General features: G+C 61.6%; 17 protein-coding genes and 5 tRNA genes. 19 read left to right on the plus strand and 3 right to left on the minus strand.

What is annotated here, in order from left to right; all coding sequences use genetic code 11:
- Window positions 1–63: 63 nt before the first annotated feature.
- From RBA41_RS23625 to RBA41_RS23710, 18 genes are all read left to right on the plus strand, one after another.
- Window positions 64–1527, plus strand: coding sequence for a DegQ family serine endoprotease (locus tag RBA41_RS23625; protein WP_306626690.1), 1464 nt, complete (start codon window positions 64–66; stop codon window positions 1525–1527).
- A gap of 70 nt (window positions 1528–1597) precedes the next feature.
- A complete protein-coding gene (locus RBA41_RS23630) occupies window positions 1598–1858 on the plus strand; it encodes a glutaredoxin family protein (protein WP_099877056.1) in 261 nt (86 codons plus the stop codon).
- A gap of 295 nt (window positions 1859–2153) precedes the next feature.
- Window positions 2154–3947 (plus strand): translation elongation factor 4, encoded by a 1794-nt coding sequence (lepA, locus tag RBA41_RS23635; RefSeq protein ID WP_306626691.1) that lies wholly within the window; start codon window positions 2154–2156, stop codon window positions 3945–3947.
- On the plus strand, window positions 3944–4858 hold the full coding sequence (gene lepB, locus RBA41_RS23640; RefSeq protein WP_306626692.1) for a signal peptidase I: 915 nt from the start codon (window positions 3944–3946) through the stop codon (window positions 4856–4858). The genes lepA and lepB overlap by 4 nt, the downstream gene beginning before the upstream one ends.
- Window positions 4859–4875: 17 nt before the next feature.
- Window positions 4876–5283, plus strand: coding sequence for a DUF4845 domain-containing protein (locus RBA41_RS23645; protein WP_306626693.1), 408 nt, complete (start codon window positions 4876–4878; stop codon window positions 5281–5283).
- Between the two features lie 26 nt (window positions 5284–5309).
- Window positions 5310–6152 (plus strand): ribonuclease III, encoded by an 843-nt coding sequence (gene rnc / locus RBA41_RS23650; protein WP_306626694.1) that lies wholly within the window; start codon window positions 5310–5312, stop codon window positions 6150–6152.
- Complete coding sequence (gene era / locus RBA41_RS23655) at window positions 6149–7051, plus strand: GTPase Era (protein WP_099877067.1); 903 nt, start codon at window positions 6149–6151, stop codon at window positions 7049–7051. The genes rnc and era overlap by 4 nt, the downstream gene beginning before the upstream one ends.
- A 21-nt stretch (window positions 7052–7072) precedes the next feature.
- Window positions 7073–7885, plus strand: a complete 813-nt coding sequence (gene recO, locus RBA41_RS23660) for a DNA repair protein RecO (protein ID WP_306626695.1) — start codon at window positions 7073–7075, stop codon at window positions 7883–7885.
- Between the two features lie 25 nt (window positions 7886–7910).
- On the plus strand, window positions 7911–8678 hold the full coding sequence (gene pdxJ, locus RBA41_RS23665) for a pyridoxine 5'-phosphate synthase (protein WP_306626696.1): 768 nt from the start codon (window positions 7911–7913) through the stop codon (window positions 8676–8678).
- Window positions 8679–8690: 12 nt separating this feature from the next.
- Window positions 8691–9083: a holo-ACP synthase gene (gene acpS, locus RBA41_RS23670; protein ID WP_306626697.1), complete on the plus strand. Its 393-nt coding sequence runs from the start codon at window positions 8691–8693 to the stop codon at window positions 9081–9083.
- A gap of 26 nt (window positions 9084–9109) precedes the next feature.
- A complete protein-coding gene (gene uvrC / locus RBA41_RS23675) occupies window positions 9110–11011 on the plus strand; it encodes an excinuclease ABC subunit UvrC (protein ID WP_306626698.1) in 1902 nt (633 codons plus the stop codon).
- Between the two features lie 120 nt (window positions 11012–11131).
- Window positions 11132–11716 carry a CDP-diacylglycerol--glycerol-3-phosphate 3-phosphatidyltransferase gene (gene pgsA, locus RBA41_RS23680; protein ID WP_099877078.1) on the plus strand — a complete coding sequence of 195 codons (585 nt, stop codon included), beginning with the start codon at window positions 11132–11134 and terminating at the stop codon, window positions 11714–11716.
- A gap of 92 nt (window positions 11717–11808) precedes the next feature.
- Window positions 11809–11884 (plus strand) — tRNA-Gly (locus RBA41_RS23685).
- Between the two features lie 77 nt (window positions 11885–11961).
- Window positions 11962–12037, plus strand: a tRNA-Gly gene (locus RBA41_RS23690).
- Between the two features lie 53 nt (window positions 12038–12090).
- Window positions 12091–12166 (plus strand) — tRNA-Gly (locus RBA41_RS23695).
- 44 nt (window positions 12167–12210) lie between these two features.
- Window positions 12211–12286 (plus strand) — tRNA-Gly (locus RBA41_RS23700).
- Between the two features lie 66 nt (window positions 12287–12352).
- Window positions 12353–12426 (plus strand) — tRNA-Cys (locus tag RBA41_RS23705).
- 142 nt (window positions 12427–12568) lie between these two features.
- Window positions 12569–12745, plus strand: coding sequence for a hypothetical protein (locus RBA41_RS23710; protein ID WP_306626699.1), 177 nt, complete (start codon window positions 12569–12571; stop codon window positions 12743–12745).
- A gap of 786 nt (window positions 12746–13531) precedes the next feature.
- On the opposite strand, the gene RBA41_RS23715 is transcribed toward RBA41_RS23710, so the two are convergent.
- Window positions 13532–14020, minus strand: coding sequence for a hypothetical protein (locus RBA41_RS23715; RefSeq protein ID WP_306626700.1), 489 nt, complete (start codon window positions 14018–14020; stop codon window positions 13532–13534).
- Window positions 14021–14086: 66 nt separating this feature from the next.
- Here RBA41_RS23715 and RBA41_RS23720 point away from each other — a divergent pair, with 66 nt between their 5' ends.
- Window positions 14087–14299 carry a hypothetical protein gene (locus RBA41_RS23720; protein ID WP_306626701.1) on the plus strand — a complete coding sequence of 71 codons (213 nt, stop codon included), beginning with the start codon at window positions 14087–14089 and terminating at the stop codon, window positions 14297–14299.
- A 124-nt stretch (window positions 14300–14423) separates the two neighbouring features.
- Here the strand turns inward: RBA41_RS23720 and RBA41_RS23725 are convergent, their stop codons facing one another.
- Together RBA41_RS23725 and RBA41_RS23730 are read right to left on the minus strand one after the other, a co-directional pair.
- The gene (locus RBA41_RS23725) at window positions 14424–15437 is read right to left on the minus strand and encodes a chemotaxis protein CheB (protein ID WP_306626702.1); all 1014 of its coding nucleotides are present in this window, start codon (window positions 15435–15437) and stop codon (window positions 14424–14426) included.
- A complete protein-coding gene (locus RBA41_RS23730) occupies window positions 15434–19573 on the minus strand; it encodes a chemotaxis protein CheB (RefSeq protein WP_306626703.1) in 4140 nt (1379 codons plus the stop codon). The genes RBA41_RS23725 and RBA41_RS23730 overlap by 4 nt, the downstream gene beginning before the upstream one ends.
- Between the last annotated feature and the right edge of the window lie 6 nt (window positions 19574–19579).

A 19579-nucleotide genomic window follows, 5' to 3' on the forward strand; every position in this document is an offset into this window, starting at 1 on the left:
CAAGGAGGGCGTTTTGGCTTACCATAACGTCAATCTTTATCCGATTCCCCCTACCCGATCACCATGACACTTTCCGTTGGCAGCAAGCTCTTCTCCGCTTTGTTCATCGCCGCTGCCGCCCTGGGCGCCGCCCCGCAGGCCGGGGCCGCCACACCGGTGGGCGCGCCGCTGGTCACCGGCTTGCCCGATTTCACCGACCTGATCGACAAGGTCGGGCCGGCGGTGGTCGATATCCGCACCACCGAAAAGCTCAAGCCGGGCGAGCGCGCGCCCACCGAGGAAGAAGTGCTGGACCTGCTGCGCCGCTTCTACGGCGCGCAGGACCCGCGCGGCAGGCGCGCTCCCCAGCTGCCGCCCCAGGCCCCGTCCCAGGAAGACGAGCTGCAGCGCGGCGTCGGGTCCGGTTTTCTCATTTCGGCCGACGGCTTTGTGCTCACCAACGCCCATGTGGTCGACGGCGCCGACGAAGTGCTGGTCACCCTGACCGACCGGCGCGAATTCAAGGCCCGCGTGCTCGGTTCCGACAAGCGCTCGGACGTGGCCCTGCTCAAGCTCGACGCCCAACAGTTGCCCAGCCTGACCATCGGCGACTCCGGCAAGATCCGCGTGGGCGAATGGGTGATCGCCATCGGCTCGCCCTTTAACCTGAACAATACCGTCACGGCCGGCATCATTTCGGCCAAGTCGCGCGATACCGGCGACTTCCTGCCCCTGATCCAGAGCGATGTGGCGGTCAATCCCGGCAACTCGGGCGGCCCCCTGATCAATATGCGCGGCGAAGTCATCGGCATCAATTCCCAGATCGCGACCCTCTCCGGCGGCTACAACGGCATTTCCTTTGCCGTGCCGATCGATGAAGTGATGCGCGTTGCCGACCAGCTCAAGAAGAGCGGCAAGGTCACGCGCGGGCGCCTCGGGGTCGAGATCGACGAACTGACCAAGGACGTGGCCGAGGCGCTGGGCCTGGGCCAGGCGCGCGGCGTCGAAGTGGTGCGGGTGGAGGCGGGCGGTCCGGCCGACAAGGATGGCATCAAGGTCGGCGACATCATCCTCAAGTTCAACGGCAAGGAAATCGAGCGCAGCGGCGATTTGCCGCGCCTGGTGGGCGCCACGGCCGTGGGCAGCAAGGCCGTGGTCACGGTCTGGCGCCAGGGCCAGCAGAAAGATATTCCGGTCAACATCGTCACGCTCGACGACGACAAGGCCGCGCGCAAGCCGGGTCCCAAAAAGCCGGGTCCCGAGCAGCGCCCCAACGCGCTGGGCTTGCATGTGTCGGACCTGAGCGAGGCGCAGCGCAAGGAGTTGCAGATCGACGGCGGCGTGCTGGTCGACGCCAGCGAAGCGCTGGCGGCGCGTGCCGGCCTGCGTCCCGGCGACCTGATCCTGCAACTGAACAATATCGAAATCAGGGATGCCAAACAGTTCAACGCCATGGTCGCCCGGCTCGATACCCGCAAAAATGCCCTGGTGCTGGTGCGGCGCGACGACACCGCCCAGTACGTGGTGATCCATCCCAAAACAAGTTGAGCCCCCGGCCAACCAGCCATCGCCGGCGCCCCCTGGCCGCCGGCTTTTCCTTTTTGATAACATGATTGCCATGATCCGATTCACCCTGTATTCCCGCAGCTACTGCCACCTGTGCGACGACTTGCTCGACGCCCTCAATGCCCTGCAAACCGAGACCGTGCGCTTCGCCGTCGAGGTGATCGACGTCGATGCCGACCCGGCCCTGGTCGAGCGCTTCGACGAACTGGTGCCGGTGTTGTTCGGCGACCCGGCCGGCCCCGAGCTGTGCCACTACTTCCTCGACGAAGCGGCCGTACGTGCCTACCTGGCGGCATCGCCTGTGTCGATTTAACAATGTTTACACGGAATTCGGCAATAGACCGGCTTTCTACCCTGAAATCCGGTAAAATGCGGGGTCGGAATCAGCTTCTGTTCTGAGCTTGACAGCTTCTCTCGCTTGACAAGGCGCTCGCCTGGGGATAGCCATGCCCCCACGGAGCGCTTTTTTCGTATGGGGCGGCGTCGCTCCGATACGGCAAGCCGACGCAGCAAGCTGGAGCAGCAAGCTGACGCAGCAAGCTGGAGCAGCAAAGCCCGCGCGACCACCCCGAATGTCGTCCTTCCCTACTTGGTTTTGAATTGCATTAATGAACAACATACGTAACTTCTCCATCATCGCCCACATCGATCACGGCAAATCGACCCTCGCCGACCGCATCATCCAGATCTGCGGCGGCTTGTCCGACCGCGACATGGAAGCCCAGGTGCTCGATTCGATGGACCTGGAACGCGAGCGCGGCATCACCATCAAGGCCCAGACCGCGGCCCTGCATTACAAGGCGCGCGACGGCCAGGTGTACAACCTGAACCTGATCGATACGCCGGGCCACGTCGACTTCAGCTATGAAGTGTCGCGCTCGCTGTCGGCGTGCGAAGGCGCGCTGCTGGTGGTCGATGCTTCCCAGGGCGTGGAAGCGCAGACGGTGGCGAACTGCTACACCGCGCTCGACCTGGGCGTGGAAGTGGTGCCGGTTCTCAACAAGATCGACTTGCCGCACGCCGATCCGGCCAATGCCATCGCCGAGATCGAAGACGTGATCGGGATCGATGCGACCGACGCCGTCAAGTGTTCGGCCAAGAGCGGCCTGGGCGTGGAAGACGTGCTCGAATCGCTGATCGCCCGGGTCCCGCCGCCAAAGGGCGATCCGGACGCGCCGCTGCAGGCGCTGATCGTCGACTCGTGGTTCGATAACTACGTCGGCGTGGTGATGCTGGTGCGCGTGATCAACGGCACCCTGAAGCCGAAAGAAAAAATCCTGCTGATGGCGTCCGAATCGGTGCAGCTGGTCGAGAGCGTGGGCGTGTTCAGCCCGAAATCGCAATCCTTGCCGCAGATTTCCGCCGGCCAGGTCGGCTTCGTCATCGCCGGCATCAAGGAACTCAAGGCCGCCAAGGTCGGCGACACGGTGACCCACGCCGCCAAGCCGGCTAGCTCGCCCCTGCCGGGCTTCAAGGAAGTCCAGCCGCAGGTGTTCGCCGGCCTGTTCCCGGTCGAGGCGAACCAGTACGATGCGCTGCGCGACTCGCTCGAAAAGCTCAAGCTCAACGATGCGGCCCTGATGTACGAGCCGGAAGTGTCGCAGGCGCTGGGCTTTGGCTTCCGCTGCGGCTTCCTGGGCCTGCTGCACATGGAAATCGTGCAGGAACGCCTGGAGCGCGAATTCGACATGGACCTGATCACCACGGCGCCGACCGTGGTGTACGAAGTGATCATGCGCGACGGCTCCCTGATCCGGGTCGACAATCCATCCAAGATGCCGGACCCGTCCAAGATCGAGGAAGTGCGCGAGCCGATCGTCACGGTCAACCTGTACATGCCGCAGGAATACGTGGGCTCGGTCATCACCCTGTGCATCGGCAAGCGCGGCGTGCAGATGGACATGAGCTACCACGGCCGCCAGGTCAAGCTGATCTACGAAATGCCGATGGCCGAGATCGTTCTCGACTTCTTCGACCGCCTCAAGTCGACCTCGCGCGGCTATGCCTCGATGGATTACGAGTTCAAGGAATACCGGGCCGCGGACGTGGTCAAGGTCGATATGCTGATCAACAGCGAAAAAGTCGATGCGCTGGCCATCATCGTGCACCGCGCCAACAGCCAGTTCCGCGGCCGCCAGGTCGCCGCCAAGATGCGCGAACTGATTCCACGCCAGATGTTCGACGTGGCGATCCAGGCCGCCATCGGCGCGACCGTCATTTCGCGCGAAAACGTCAAGGCGCTGCGCAAGAACGTGCTGGCCAAGTGCTACGGCGGCGATATCAGCCGCAAGAAGAAATTGCTCGAGAAGCAGAAGGCCGGCAAGAAGCGCATGAAGCAGGTGGGCTCGGTGGAAATTCCGCAAGAAGCCTTCCTGGCAATTTTACAAGTGGACGATAAATGAACCTGCAGTTTATCTTAGGGAATTTTGCACTGATCCTGTTCGTGTTGATGGTGCTCACGGGCATCGTCTGGTGCCTGGATGTGTTTTACTTCGCGCGCCAGCGGCGTGCCGCGGCCGATGCGGCCCTGGCCGCCTTCGACGCACGCAATGCCAAGCTGAGCACCGAGGGCATCAAGGTCGACAACACCAGCCGCCACTCGATCGAAGCGGCCATCCTGCGCCAGCCGACCTGGATCGAGTACTCGGGCAGCTTCTTCCCGGTGATTGCGCTGGTGTTCATCCTGCGCTCCTTCCTGTACGAGCCGTTCAAGATTCCCTCGGGTTCGATGGTGCCGACCCTGGTCATCGGCGACCTGATCCTGGTGAACAAGTTCACCTACGGCATCCGCCTGCCGGTGCTGAACCAGAAAATCATCGACGTCAACGACCCCCAGCGCGGCGACGTGATGGTGTTCAAATATCCCGACGATATGGCGCAGGATTACATCAAGCGGGTGGTCGGCATTCCCGGTGATAAAATCACGTATGAAAACAAGCGCCTGACCGTCAACGGCCAGGAAATAAAGTATACGGCGCTGCCCGATTTCCTCGACGAAGAGTCGCCCGTTTACCATAAGCAATACATGGAAGACCTGACCGGCGTGCCGCACCGCATCCTCAACGATGAGGGCAAGGCGGTGATCAACATCGACCAGGTCAAAAACTTCCCGCACCGGGAAGGCTGCACCTATACCGTCGATAAATTTACGTGTATCGTACCTCCAGGCAATTACTTTATGATGGGCGATAATCGGGACAATAGCTCCGACAGCCGTTATTGGGGATTCGTCCCGAATAAGAATATCGTGGGCAAGGCGTTTTTTGTCTGGATGAACCTGGGTAGTCTTGGCCGCATCGGCAGCATTCATTAAAGTCAAAAGGATTTACTATGTACGGATCGAAACCCGTCAATCTGGCGAAACAGCAGGGCGTATCCTTGTCAGGCTTGATTTTCTTGCTGGCAATCATTACCTTTATTGCCATGTTCGCCATGAAAGTCTTTCCGACCTTTCTGGAATACCGCTCGGTCAAGGCCGGCATCATCGCCGCCAAGAAGATCGACGGCACGGTGCGCGACATCCAGCTGTCCTTCGACAAGCACGCCGACATCAACAGCATCAAAACGATCAAGGGCACCGACCTGATCATCACCAAGGAAACCGGCGAGACCCAGGTGGCATTTGCCTACACCTCGCGCATTCCGCTGATCACCAATGTCACGCTGCTGATCGATTACTCGGGCACCACCGACCCGAGCGGCGTCATTCCTGAAAAACCAGCAGACCCCATCCGTTAAGGCAGTCCAACCAAGAAATCCGACACATGAATCTTCAGTTATTGCAAACGCGCTTAGGGTATACGTTCCAGGATGCTGGCCTGTTGCAGCAAGCCTTGACGCACCGCAGCCACAGCAGTTTGCATAACGAGCGCCTCGAGTTTCTCGGCGATTCGATCCTGAACTGCGTGGTGGCGTCGGTGCTGTACGAGCGTTTTACCGCCATCGACGAGGGCGACCTGTCGCGCCTGCGCGCCAACCTGGTCAAGCAGCAGTCGCTCTACGAGATCGCCCAGAAGCTGGAATTGTCGCAATTTTTGCGCCTGGGCGAGGGTGAGCTCAAGTCCGGCGGCTTTCGCCGGCCCTCGATCCTGGCCGACACGCTCGAAGCGCTGCTGGGCGCGATTTTCCTCGACGCCGGCTTCAATGCCGCGCGCGACGTGATCCGCGCCTTCTACATCCCGATTCTCGACTCGGTCGACCCGCGCACGCTCGGCAAGGATGCCAAGACCTTGCTCCAGGAATTTTTGCAAAGTAAAAAGATCTCGCTGCCGACCTATAACGTGGTGGCCACCCATGGCGCCGCGCACAGCCAGGAATTCGAGATCGAATGCCTGGTGCCCAAGCTCGGCATCCAGGTCTACGGCCGTGGCGGCAGCCGCCGCGCCGGCGAACAGGCCGCCGCCAAGCTCGCGCTCGAAGTGGCCGAGCAAGCCTTGCTGAAAACCCCGCCGGCCGGCCGCAAGGCCAAGCCGCGCGCCGCCCAGCTCAAGCTGGCCGGCATCGCCACCATCCAGAGCGACGCCGAGCCCGACGCCGACGACGACAGCACGCTGCCGGTCGACGCCAAAACCCCTAAACACCCGCATCCAGAAACGAAATCAGCATGAACGCCACAACTACCCCAGAAAACTTCCGTTGTGGCTATATCGCCATCGTCGGCCGCCCCAACGTGGGCAAATCGACCCTGATGAACGTGCTGATCGGCGCCAAGGTCTCGATCACCTCGCGCAAGGCCCAGACCACGCGCCACCGCATCACCGGCATCCAGACCGTGGACGACGCCCAGTTCATCTACGTGGACACGCCGGGCTTCCAGACGCGCCACTCGAATGCGCTCAACAAGACGCTCAACAAGACCGTCACCAATACGCTCATTTCGGCCGATGTGATCCTGTACCTGATCGAGGCGGGCACCTTCGGCCCGGCCGACCAGCAGGTGATCGACCTGCTGCCCACGGACGTGCCGTGCATCCTGGTCATCAACAAGTCGGACCGGGTCAAGGACAAGGCGGCCCTGATGCCGTTCGCCCAGCAGATCGCGGCCAAGCATGATTTTGCCGCCATCGTGCCTGTCTCGGCCAAGCTCAAGTTCCAGCTCGACGGCCTGCAAAACGAGATCAAGCGCCTGCTGCCCGAGAACGCGCCCGTGTTCGGCCCGGACGACATCACCGACCGCAGCGAAAAATTCCTCGCTTCCGAAATCGTGCGCGAAAAGCTGTTCCGCCTCGTCGGCGACGAACTGCCGTACACCAGCACCGTCCTGATCGAAAAATTCGAGCAGGAAGGCGACCTGCGGCGCGTGTTCGCCGCCATCCTGGTCGAGCGCGACACGCACAAGTCGATGGTCATCGGCAACAAGGGCGCGCGCCTGAAGGAAGTATCGACCCAGTCGCGGCTCGACATGGAAAAGCTGTTCGGCGGCCCGGTGTACCTGGAGATCTGGGTCAAGGTCAAATCCGGCTGGGCCGACAATGAAGCCGGCTTGCGCGCCTACGGCTACGAGTAAGCGCGGAGCAGCGCCACCCGCATGCCCACCAACGAGGCCGACCTGACCGTCGCCGTAGCGGCCAGCGCGGCTCCTGCCGCGGCGGCGCCTTCCCCAGTGGCCAGGCGGCGCGTCCCCCAGCGCGGCGAGCGGGTCGGCGACCAGCCATCGTTCGTGCTGCACAGTTATCCGTACAAGGAAACGAGCCTGATCGTCGACATGTTCACGCGCGACTTCGGCCGCGTGGGACTGGTCGCCAAGGGCGCCAAGCGGCCGCTGTCGAAACTGCGCGGCGTGCTGCAGACCTTCCAGCCGCTGCAGGCCGCGTGGAGCGGCAAGTCCGAACTGCGCACCCTGATCGACGCCGAGTGGGTGGGCGGCATGCTCCCCCTGGAGAAGACCGCGCTGCTGTGCGGCTTCTACCTCAACGAACTGCTGGTCAAGCTGATCGCGCGCGACGACCCGCACCCGGCCCTGTTCGACCACTATGTCTCGACCCTGAACCAGCTGGCCCACAACGAACCGGCGACTATCGTCTTGCGAAAATTCGAACGGGCCTTACTTAAAGAGACAGGCGTGGCCGCCGACCTGACGCGCTGCACCAGCACCCGCACGGCGGTCGAGCCGGATGGCCAGTACGTGGTCGACCCCGAGCGCGGCGCGCGCTTGGCGCGCGAATCGGACAGCTGGCCGGCGGTGAGCGGCAAAACGCTGCTCGACATGGAACGCGAAGATTACAGCGACCCCGTCACCCAGGCGCAGAGCAAGGTGCTGATGCGCTTCTTGCTGGCCCACCAGCTGGGCGGATCGCCCCTGAACACGCGCCAGATCCTGATCGACCTGATGCAGCTATAAATTAACCACGCAACCGACAACCATCATGAGCTTCCTTCAACCGAATGGCCCGGTCATCGACCTGGGCGTGAATATCGACCATGTGGCGACCCTGCGCAATGCGCGCGGCACCGTCTATCCGGACCCGCTGCGCGCGGCCATGCTGGCCGAGCAGGCCGGCGCCGACGTGATCACCCTGCATCTGCGCGAAGACCGGCGCCACATCAAGGACGCCGACGTGATCGCCCTGCGCCCGCAGCTGATGACGCGCATGAACCTGGAAGCGGCCGTCACGCGCGAGATGATCGACTTCGCCTGCGCCGTGCGGCCCCAGGACGTATGCCTGGTGCCCGAGCGGCGCGAGGAAGTGACCACCGAAGGCGGCCTCGATGTGATCCGCTACTACCGGCAAGTCGAAGCGGCCGTCAAGCAGCTGCAAGGGGAGGGCATTCGCGTGAGCCTGTTCATCGACGCCGACCAAGCGCAGATCGGCGCCGCCGCCGACATGGGCGTGCCGGTGATCGAACTGCACACCGGGCGCTATGCCGAAGCGGGCGATGGCGAACTGGCGCATGAACTTGAGCGCATCCGGCTCGGGGCCCGCTTTGGCGTCTCGCGCGGCCTGAAGGTCAATGCCGGCCACGGCCTGCACTACCAGAACGTGCAGGCCATCGCGGCCATCGCCGATATCGGCGAACTCAATATCGGCCACGCGATCGTCGCCCATGCGCTGTTTGCCGGTTTCGAAAACGCCGTGCGCGAGATGAAGGCCATCATGGTCGCCGCGCGCCTGGCCGCGCGCGTGGCGGCATAACCGGCGCCGCCGATGATCTACGGGATCGGCACCGACATCGTGCAGATCGCGCGCATCGAGGCGGCGCTGGCGCGCAGCGAGCGCTTCGCCACAAAAATTTTGGGCGAGGACGAACTGGCGGTGTTCCGCCAGCGCCGCGAGCAGAACGCGGTACGCGGCGTGCGCTACCTGGCCACGCGCTTCGCAGCCAAGGAAGCGTTCTCGAAAGCGATCGGCCTGGGCCTGTGCCTGCCGATGGCCTGGCGCAGCGCGCAGATGCTCAACACGCCCGCCGGCCAGCCCGTCATGGTGTGCAGTGGCGCGCTCGATGCCTTTATGCGGCAAAATGGGCTCAGTGCCCAGGTGACGGTGAGCGATGAAGCCGAGTACGGCGTCGCCTTCGTGATCGTCACCCGGCAAGCCTGATTTAATTGACCCGGATTGATGCTGCAATGACCGATGTAATTTCCAACGCAAACCCCGTTCCGGCTCCACCGCCCGACCCGGGTGCGGCCGCCGCCGCGCGCGAACAGGTGCTCGCCACCGTCGCCAAGCTGCCCAACCTGCCGGGCGTGTACCGTTATTTCGACGCCGTTGATGCGGTCCTGTACGTGGGCAAGGCGCGCGACCTCAAGAAGCGCGTGTCGAGCTACTTCCAGAAGAACCTGGCCAGCCCGCGCATCGCCATGATGGTCGAGCGCATCGCGCGCCTCGAAACCACCGTCACGCACAGCGAGGCCGAAGCGCTGATCCTCGAAAATAACCTGATCAAGACGCTCAAGCCGCGTTTTAACATCCTGTTCCGCGACGATAAGTCGTATCCCTACCTGAAGATCACCGGGCAGGATGTGCCGCGCATGGCTTACTACCGCGGCGCGGTCGACAAGAAGAACCAGTATTTCGGCCCCTTCCCGAGCGCCTGGGCGGTCAAGGAATCGATGCAGATCCTGCAGAAGGTGTTCATGCTGCGCACCTGCGAGGACAGCGTGTACTCGAACCGTACGCGCCCCTGCCTGCTGCACCAGATCGGCCGCTGCAGCGGTCCCTGCGTGGACCTGATCACGCGCGACGACTACAAGATCGACGTCGACAACGCCGCCAAATTCCTGCGCGGGCGCCAGAGTGAAGTGATGGCCGACCTGGAAGCGAAGATGCACGCGTTCGCGGGCGAACTCAAATTCGAGCAGGCCGCCGCGGTGCGCAACCAGATCCAGTCGCTGGCGCGCGTGCTGCACCAGCAAAGCATGGAAACCGGCGGCGACGCCGACGTCGACATCATCGCCGTGGTGGTGCAGGGCGGGCGCGCCTGCGTCAACCTGGCGATGGTGCGCGGCGGGCGCCACCTGGGCGACCGCGCCTACTTTCCGACCCAGGTCAGCGACGCCGCCGCGATTGCCGAAGGCTCGATCGAAGTCGAAGTGCTGGCGGCCTTTCTGGCGCAGCACTACAGCGAAAAATTCATCCCCGGGGTGCTGATCCTGAATATCGAATTCGACCAGCCGGCGTTGATGGTGGCGCTCACCGAGCAGTGCGGGCACCGCATCAACCTGATTTTCCAGCCGCAGGGGCAGCGCCGCCAGTGGCTGGAAATGGCGCACAAGGGCGCCGAGATTTCGCTGGCGCGCCTGCTGTCCGAGCAGGGTTCGCAGCAATCGCGCACGCGCGCGCTGGCCGAAGCGCTGGCACTCGATGCGACCGACCTCGATGCCCTGCGCATCGAGTGCTTCGACATCAGCCACACGCAGGGCGAGGCGACCCAGGCCTCGTGCGTGGTGTTCCATCACCACGCCATGCAGAACGGCGAATACCGGCGCTACAACATCAACGGCATCACGCCGGGCGACGATTACGCGGCCATGCGCCAGGTCTTGATGCGCCGTTACGAAAAGGTCGCCAACGGCGATGGCGTCATGCCCGACGTGGTGCTGATCGACGGCGGCAAGGGCCAGATCGAAATGGCGCGCCAGGTGTTCGCCGAACTGGGCCTGGATATCTCGCTGATCGTCGGCGTGGCCAAAGGGGAGGGGCGCCGGGTCGGCCTGGAGACGCTGATGTTCGTCGACGGGCGCGCCGCGCAGGAGCTGGGCAAGGAATCGGCGGCGCTGATGCTGGTCGCCCTGATCCGCGACGAGGCGCACCGCTTTGCCATCACCGGCATGCGCGCCAAGCGCGCCAAGACGCGCCAGACCTCGCGCCTGGAAGAGATCGAGGGCATCGGGGCCAAGCGCCGCCAGAAGCTGCTGGCGCGCTTTGGCGGCCTGCGTGGCGTGGTCGACGCCAGCGTCGAAGACCTGATGTCGGTGGAAGGCATTTCGACCCAGCTGGCCGAAGAGATTTACAAGCAGCTGCATTGACCGGCATGACGCGACCGTGCGCGGCATGCCCGCGCACGGTCCAAACTGGTTAAAAGATCATTAGCAAGGTAGACTAGCGGCGCAAGCATCTATCAACGCTTAACCAGTGCGCCCGCCTCTATGCCCTTTAATATCCCGATTCTCCTGACCTGGTTACGTGTAGCCCTGATTCCCCTCGTTGTGGGCGTGTACTACCTGCCCGCCCACTGGCTGCCGCGCTCCGACCAGGACACGGCCGCCACCCTGGTGTTCGTCATCGCCGCCATCACCGACTGGTTCGACGGCTTCCTGGCGCGGCGCTGGAACCAGACCTCGGCCTTCGGCGCCTTTCTCGATCCGGTGGCCGACAAGCTGATGGTGGCCGGCGCGCTGCTGGTGCTGGTGCACCTGGACCGGGTCGAACACTTCATCGCCTTCATCATCATCGGCCGCGAGATCGCCATTTCGGCCCTGCGCGAATGGATGGCGCAGATCGGCGCATCGCGTTCGGTGGCGGTCAGCTCGATCGGCAAGATCAAGACCGCCGCGCAGATGACCGCCATTCCGCTGCTGCTGTGGCACGACATGCTGTTCCGCGTCGTCGACACCCAGCGCCTGGGCGAATACCTGATGTACCTGGCCGCCGTGCTGACCGTCTGGTCGATGTTCTACTACATGCGCCTGGCGTGGCCGCTGATCAAGGAAAAGGGCGGCATGATGGATTGATGGAAGTAATGGCCTGTCGAACCTTGACAGGCTGTCCAGATCATCTATAATGCCGCCCTGTTGTGACGATGTTGTAACGATGTTGAAACCAAGCGGGAGTAGCTCAGTTGGTAGAGCGCAACCTTGCCAAGGTTGAGGTCGAGAGTTCGAGACTCTTCTCCCGCTCCAGATACTTGGAGAAAACGTCGTCAGGTTATCCTTGAAATGTTGCTTTGTTTCTGCGATAATCATGGTCTTGAAAAAATGCGGGAGTAGCTCAGTTGGTAGAGCGCAACCTTGCCAAGGTTGAGGTCGAGAGTTCGAGACTCTTCTCCCGCTCCAGTTTCTGGATCTGGCTTTAAGTGGCGGTAAGTAGTAGAATGCAGGACTCCAATGCGGGAGTAGCTCAGTTGGTAGAGCGCAACCTTGCCAAGGTTGAGGTCGAGAGTTCGAGACTCTTCTCCCGCTCCAGTTGTTATGGATCCGGCAGTAAATAGTAAGATGATAGCTCCAATGCGGGAGTAGCTCAGTTGGTAGAGCGCAACCTTGCCAAGGTTGAGGTCGAGAGTTCGAGACTCTTCTCCCGCTCCAGAATTCGAAAGGGAAGCATCGCTTCCTTTTTTTGTAACCCTCCCGGGGGTTGCGCAGCAAGTCTCTGGCGAGGTAGCAAAGAGGTTATGCAGCGGCCTGCAAAGCCGTTTAGACGGGTTCGATTCCCGTCCTCGCCTCCAGAAAATCAAGGACTTAGCGAATATATCGCCAGTCCAAACAGGGTTCGACCTCCGTCAAAACGGAGGTCGGCCACAATTCAAAACGGCCTGAAAACGGCCTGACGTTGTTTCCCTCCCGATATGCTCGGATCATGATTGGTCCATGACCACGATCAAAGCCCTGGCAAGCGGAGCGTTTCAGATCCGTGTCGTCAGCACTCTCCTTCCCAAACCGTTCTATGCCACCTTCGATACGAGGCAGCAGGCAGTTGCATACAGTCATCATCTCAAAGTATCTGCGCAACCAGTCCGTGCCTGTCTCCCAGAAGAAGTTGCTTGACACCATTCGGGCAGGCGTAGCCGACGTCGATACCAATGACCTGAACTATGAGTGCGCCGAAACGTGGATTCGCGGGATGAAGCATATCGACAACCTGTCTCCGAACACAATCAGGCACCGACACGGCGCGTTAGCAAGGTGGATCGGCTGGGTCTGCCGACGCCGTCCGCAGATCCGTCTAGCGAACCCGCTCCGGGCTTCTCAAGCGCGGCTTCGCAAGCTATACAGCAGAGAACGCGGCCCTGGCTGCCGCCAATGGTGGTAAAACAAAAGTGGACATCGAGCGCAACAGGCGGGCAAGCTCATCGCCCTCTGGTTCCCGGTAGGAACTCTATGCTTCATTGACACGGTGCCTCGTCGTTTCACCAACAAGGAAAAAGTGTTACTGCAAGACCGTGTGCGGCGCGCCAAGCGGGCGCAAACGGGTGGCGCTGCCGGCCACCTTGGTCCGCGTGGTGCTGCTGGCACCCCAAGCGAAGGAAGCGTTCACAGCGCTCTTCAAAAAGCGCAAACCGGATTTTTCGGATTTGCCTGATGCCGCGCCGCGCACTGCGGCACTATCGCCAATGTGAATCGGTGCAGCAGACCTGGTAACCCGGTATTGTGCACAATCCGGCACGTAATCCGCAGTCCGCCGTCATGCCGAACGCCCAGAATTTTACCGAAGGCAGCATGATGTTTGCGCAGTTCTGTGCAGTCTGGTTTGGCCGGTTTGTCAACGTGGCGCCATCTGCTCGCCGCACATCTGCTTCCGTCGGCGCAATGCCATGCGGCTACGCGATCGGCTCAGCGTTTTTTGTTTTCGTGGTCGAAGTTTCGTAGAAAAACATCGACAATTTCCCGAATCGACTTTTGCACCTTTGGTGGTAGCGACATGATGTCGTTCATTAGCACCAGGATGGGTGTCGATATGCTTGTTTCAGGAATCACCCCTTCTATCAAGGGCTCGTCGTTGTCGTCGCCAAAGCGCAGCCACGCGGCATTGACGCCTAACCAGGTCGCAAGCACCACCACTTTTTCGTGGCTGGGAACCGCCTCGCCTTGAAGCCATTTGCGGGCAGCGTGCACGCTGACCGCTGCGCCATCTGCACGGGCGTTGTAGGCACGGACGAATTGACTATATTTTATCGGGACCCCCGCCGCTTCCAGCGAAGTCTTCAGGCGATTGCTGAAATTGGTTTTCTCGGCATCTGCGATTTTTGAGCTCATACCAAAACGATACTGAAAGTCGAAAAGATGCGGCGCACAATTGTCGATAGCAGGGCAGTCGTACACCTCGGCGGCTCCGCGCAAGCGGCCGGCACAAAGCGCGGCGAACCATATTCAAGGGGGAATCGATTGATGCGCATGACTTACGCAATGTTTACATCCCATTGCTTTGCCGAGATGTCATCTTGCATGGCGCAGTCGCATGGCGTCGCTAAAGACGAGGCACGTCGCTTGCGCGAGCGCGCTTACGGCGTCTTCATGGGATGGCGGGTCTTGGCTGGCGCCAACGACGAGATCGACCGGTATATGTCTGACGAACAAAAACTTGCAGCCTTGCTTGCGTAATCGCCGCGCACTGTGCGCACAGCGGTGCTGCCCGCGGCGACCGCCCGGCCAGTGAACTGGACACGTCCGACGCACACCGTACTGTGCGGATTGCACGCGTCTGCCGGCGCCGGGCGCTTCCGGCTCAATCCTCCGAGCCATCGCTGCCGCCCTGCTGGCGGGATAACACTTCCCGTAATATGCCGGCGTCGGTGCGGGCCTGGCGCGCCAGGGCCGCATAGCCGGGTTCGGGAAACATGCTGCGGCCGATCAACTCCGCAGCGAGTTGCTCGGCCAGACTCTCCTTTTCTTGCAGTGCGCGTAAAGCCGACGACAGGGCCGCTTCGACTGCGGCATCCTGCTGTTCGACCAATGCCAGCAAGGTATAGCTATGCCCGGTGTGGCAGCGGAAGCGGCAGGGTTGCCTGATGTTGAGCTGAAACAGGGCGCCGCCGCATTCGGGACAGCTGTACTGCGACGGCGTCGCTATATGTTTGAGTTGATCCATGTTGCCCAGGCCCATCGCAAAATTGTTTTCTATATCGATCCAATCCGGTGCCGGCGCAGCTTGTGGCGTCATCGGCGCAGCGCTGGCCTCCACCAGGGCGACCAGCGCCCCCGCCATTCCTGCCAGCGGCACGCTCATGTCCACGGCGACTTGATGCAAGGCGTGGCGCGGCATGTCCGGCACGATGGCGTCTGCCGGGTCCTGCACCATGGCCTTGCCGCCGCGCGCCTTGATCGCTTGCAGACCGGCGGTACCGTCATCGAGGTAGCCCGTCAAAATGACACCGATGACATGCTTGCCGCCGCTCAGGGCGGCTGAGCGGAACAAGGTATCGATGGCAGGGCGCGTATGGTTTTCCTTGGGACCCCGGGTCACCACAGTGCGCCATGCCGTTCCATGCTGTTCGACCAGCAGATGGCGGTCCGGCGGCGCAATCAGGACCATGCCCGCCTTGAGCTCTTCATGATGGCGCGCGTGGCTGACCGGCAGCGCGCAGCGCCGCGCCAGTATCTGGGGCAGGATGCTGGGATGCTGGCCGATATGCATGACGATCAGTATGGCGGCAGGAAACCCCTGCGGTATGTCCGAGAGCATCCGGGTCAAGGCCTCCACGCCACCGGCCGAGGCACCGATCACAATCAGGTTGTTCATGTCTTTTCCTTTTCATCGTGGTGGCGGACGGCGCTTTGCCGGCGTTCCGATGGATTGCCGAGCAAGCGCTCGACCTGGCGCGCCAGATCGGTCATATCGACGGGCTTGCCGAGGTAGCCCGAATATCCGGCGGCAAGGGCTTCATCGATGTCTTGCTGGCGGCCCATGCCGGTGATCGCGATGGCGGGAACGGCGTGGTAGCCCGGGTGCTTGCGTATCTCCATGATGAAGCTGAGGCCGTCCATGTCGGGCATATGAATGTCGGAAAGCACCAGATCGAAGGACGCGCTGTCCAGCATTCCGAGCGCCTCGCGTGCGGAATTGCTTGCCGCAACCTTGGCACCATCCATCTCGAGCAGCATGGTAAATACCGTCAGCGCATCGTCGTTGTCGTCGACCAGCAGCACGCGCAAGTTCTCCAATGCGCGCGCTTGTGGTGCCTTGATATCGTTATGTCCCGGCAGCTCCGGCGCCAGCGGAAGCGTCACGGTAAAACTGGCCCCCTGGCCGGGTCCGGGCGATTCGGCCCGGACTTGCCCGCCGTGCAGTTGAACGATCTGCTGCACCAGCGCCAGGCCGATGCCGAGTCCTTTGCTGCCACGGAAATTATTGACCGTATCTTGCTTGAAAATATCAAAAATTGTTGGCAGAGCTTCGGCGCGGATGCCTTGTCCGGTATCGCGCACGCACAAGTGGGCCGCCTCCTTGTCCGCCTTCATGTCAATGCTTACCGTCCCCTCGGGCGGAGTGAATTTGACGGCGTTGCTCAGCAAATTCCATACGACCTGCTCCAGTCTCACTTCGTCCGCATAGACTGTCACGCCTCGATCGTTCGGCAATTGCACCACCAGCTTCGGTCCGGCTGGCCCGGTACCGATGGCGTCGACGATCATGCCGACCAGCGCGCACAGATCGACGCGGGTCCGGTTCAACTCCATTTTTTCGGTCGACACGCGCGACAGATCCAGCAGGTCGTTGATGATCTTGGACTGGCTGATGGTGGCTGAGCGAATCGCCGTCACCGCTTTCTGAAGCGGCGGCGCCGCATTGACGGCAGGCTGGCGCATCAGTACTTCCGCGTGCATGTGGATCAGGTTCAGGGGGTTTTTGAGTTCGTGCGACATGATGGCCGAAAATTGGTCTTTCTGGGCATTGTCAAGCTGCGCCTGGGAGCTGCGCTTTTTCTCGCGCTGTAGCTGTTCGGCCCGCCCCTTTTCCGCTTCCTGGCGCCCGGTGAGGCCGCGTCCGATCTTCGCATAGCCATTGAGCTGGTTGTCAAGCAAGGGAGTCATGACACCGCTGCAGAAGAACCGGCTGCCATCCTTGCGCAAGTGCCAGCGCTCGTCCTCGGCGCGCCCTTCATCGCGGGCGCGACGTTTTTCGTCGGGCGGCACGCCCGCCGCGCGGTCCTCTGGCGTGAAGATGAGCTCGTCCGATCGTCCGAGAATATCCTCCTCGCGATAGCCGAACATGCGCTCGGCGCCGCTGTTGAAACTGGTGATAAGCCCGTCGCGGTCCATGGTGATGATCGCATAGTCCTTGGTGCTGTCGGCCACCAGGCGCATCCTTTCTTCGCCCGCGCGCGCGCGTTCCTCGGCATTGCGGCGCGTCGTGATGTCGATGAAGGTCAGGACGGCACCGTCGATCCGATCGTGACCGGTGCGGTAGGGCAGCAGGCGTGCGATGAGCCAGCGCCCATCCTCGCTGGCCACTTCGCGCTCGACCGGGCGCAGCGAGCCGAATGTCGCTGCCGCATCCTTGGCCAGCTCGGGATAGCGCAGCTTGTGGGTGATGTCATGCAAGGGACGGCCGATATCGCTGGCGATGAGATTGAACAGATCGCAGGCGTGCGGCGTATAGCGCTTGATGCGCATGTCGCGGTCGACAAAAATGGTGGCCAGGTCGGTCGAGGCAATCAGGTTTTGCAGGTCGTCGTTGACCTTGCCGGTTTCCTCGACCTTGTTTTTGAGCTCGACGTTGACCGTCATCAGCTCCTCATTGACCGATTGAAGCTCTTCCTTGCTGGTCTCGAGTTCTTCCGTCGCCGAGCGCAATTCTTCATTGATCGCCTGTAACTCTTCATTGGCGGCCTTCAGTTCCTCGGTGGACGTTTCCGAGTGTTCTATCGTATCTTGCAACTGCACCCGGGTGCGCTGCAACTCCAGTTCGAGTCCCGTCACGATGGCGTCCGGAGCGAGCACGATATCGGCGCTACGCGCCTCTTCCACCGCCTGCTCGATCTTGTGAAACAGTACCAGAATGAAATCGGCGAGGGTGCTGGCATCGTAAAACGGCCGGACCACGATGTTGACAATGAAGACCTTGGTGCCGCGTTCGAAGCGGATGCCCCGCGTCTCCACACTTTTACCGCTCTGGATGGCGTTGAAGATGGCGGCGCGCAACTCCAGGCGCAATTCCGGTTCCACCAGGGCGATCAAGTTGCGAGATGGCTCTCCGGCGACATGCCGCAAGAATTGATGGCTGCCTTCGGACAAATGCACGATATTCGATTGCTGATCGATCAGCACGCTCGGCGGGGCATACTCCGCCAGGACACGCTGATGGACCCCGGCAAAGGAGGGTTTATCGCTGGCCGAGCGTTCCGGGTAGCTTACTGCTGTCGTGGCCATGTGCGGTGTCCGCATCGGAATGGACGAGCGCGGCAGCCTGGACGCGGTTTTGGCGCGGTAGATCCGATGTTTTTTGTCGACCGGTACGAAGAACTCGGTCAGCGCCTCCGCAGATTCCGAACTGCCAAGGAAGAGAAAGCCGCCTGGCTTGAGTACGAAGTGAAACATTTCCAGGACTGCGGCATGAGCTTCGCGATTCAGGTAGATCAGCAAGTTGCGGCAACTGATCAGATCGAGCGCGGAAAACGGCGGATCGCGCAACAGGTTCTGATTGGCGAACAAGATTTTGTCGCGTATGCTCTTTTTGATGCGATAGCGGCCCTCTTCCCTGATGAAATGCTCGGCCAGCCGTGTGCTGGAGAGATCGCGGACGAGCGCGGCGCCGTACACGCCGGCCCTGGCGACAGCGATAGCGCGTTCGTCGATATCCGAACCGAACAGTTGAAAATCGCACCCCGTTCCGCTCCTGCCAATATGTTCAGTCATCAGTATGCCAAGCGAATAGGCTTCTTCTCCAGTGGAGCAGCCGGCGCACCAGATACGCCGGACCGCATTCGGTTCGTCGCCGCCGAACATCTGGGGCAGTACCTCGCGTGCGAGGAGCTCAAAGGCCTCGGGGTCGCGAAAAAATTGGGTAACGCCGATCAGCATGTCTCGCAATAAGGCGTCGCTCTCGCTGCGATCCTCGCGCAGCAAGGCGCAATATTGCGTCAAGCTGGTCTTTTGCCTCACCTGGAGGCGGCGCTCGATACGCCGCAACACGGTCGCGCGTTTGTACTTGGTAAAGTCGTGCCCGGTGCGCTTGCGCAAGATCGAAATAATGTCACGCAAGGACTCTTCATCAGCGCCAGAGGACGCACGGCCGTCGGCGCCGGCGAGCGCCGCGTGTTCGCCGGTTTCCGGGGGCAGCGAAATTTGCCTTGCACTGTTCCACAGGGCCGCCAGTCGACACGGCATGTCAGCAACCGGCAACACGAAGTCGACGGCGCCGGTCTCGATGGCGGCGCGCGGCATGCCGGCAAATTCCGCGTCGTCCGGATCTTGGGCGAACACCATGCCGCCATTGTCTTTAATCGCTCTCAAGCCGGCCACGCCATCGCGTCCTGTCCCGGAAAGCAAGATCGCGACCGCTCGCGACTGATGGGCGAGCGCGAGCGTACGAAAAAACACATCGATGGCGATCGGCCAGCCGGACAGCGGCGCTCGCTCTTTGACACGAAGATAGCCATCAATCATTTCCAACTGTTTGTTGGGTGCAATAACGTACACATGCCGGGCCTCGATATGGGTCGCTTGTGTGACTTCCAGCACTTTCATGGACGTGCGCGCCTGTATCAGGGCACTGGCGTTGCTCTCGTGCGTAGGAGACAAATGCATGACCACGACGACGGCCATGGACAGATCGGGCGCGGTGTTTTGGAAAAATGCCAGAAGCGCTTGAAGGCCGCCGGCGGACGCGCCGATGCCGACAATGGGAAAATCCTGAGTGCTTGGCAAAGCGCGCATAAGTGA

The sequence above is a fragment of the Massilia scottii genome (genome assembly GCF_030846495.1).
Taxonomy (GTDB): Bacteria; Pseudomonadota; Gammaproteobacteria; order Burkholderiales; family Burkholderiaceae_D; genus Telluria_A; species Telluria_A violaceinigra.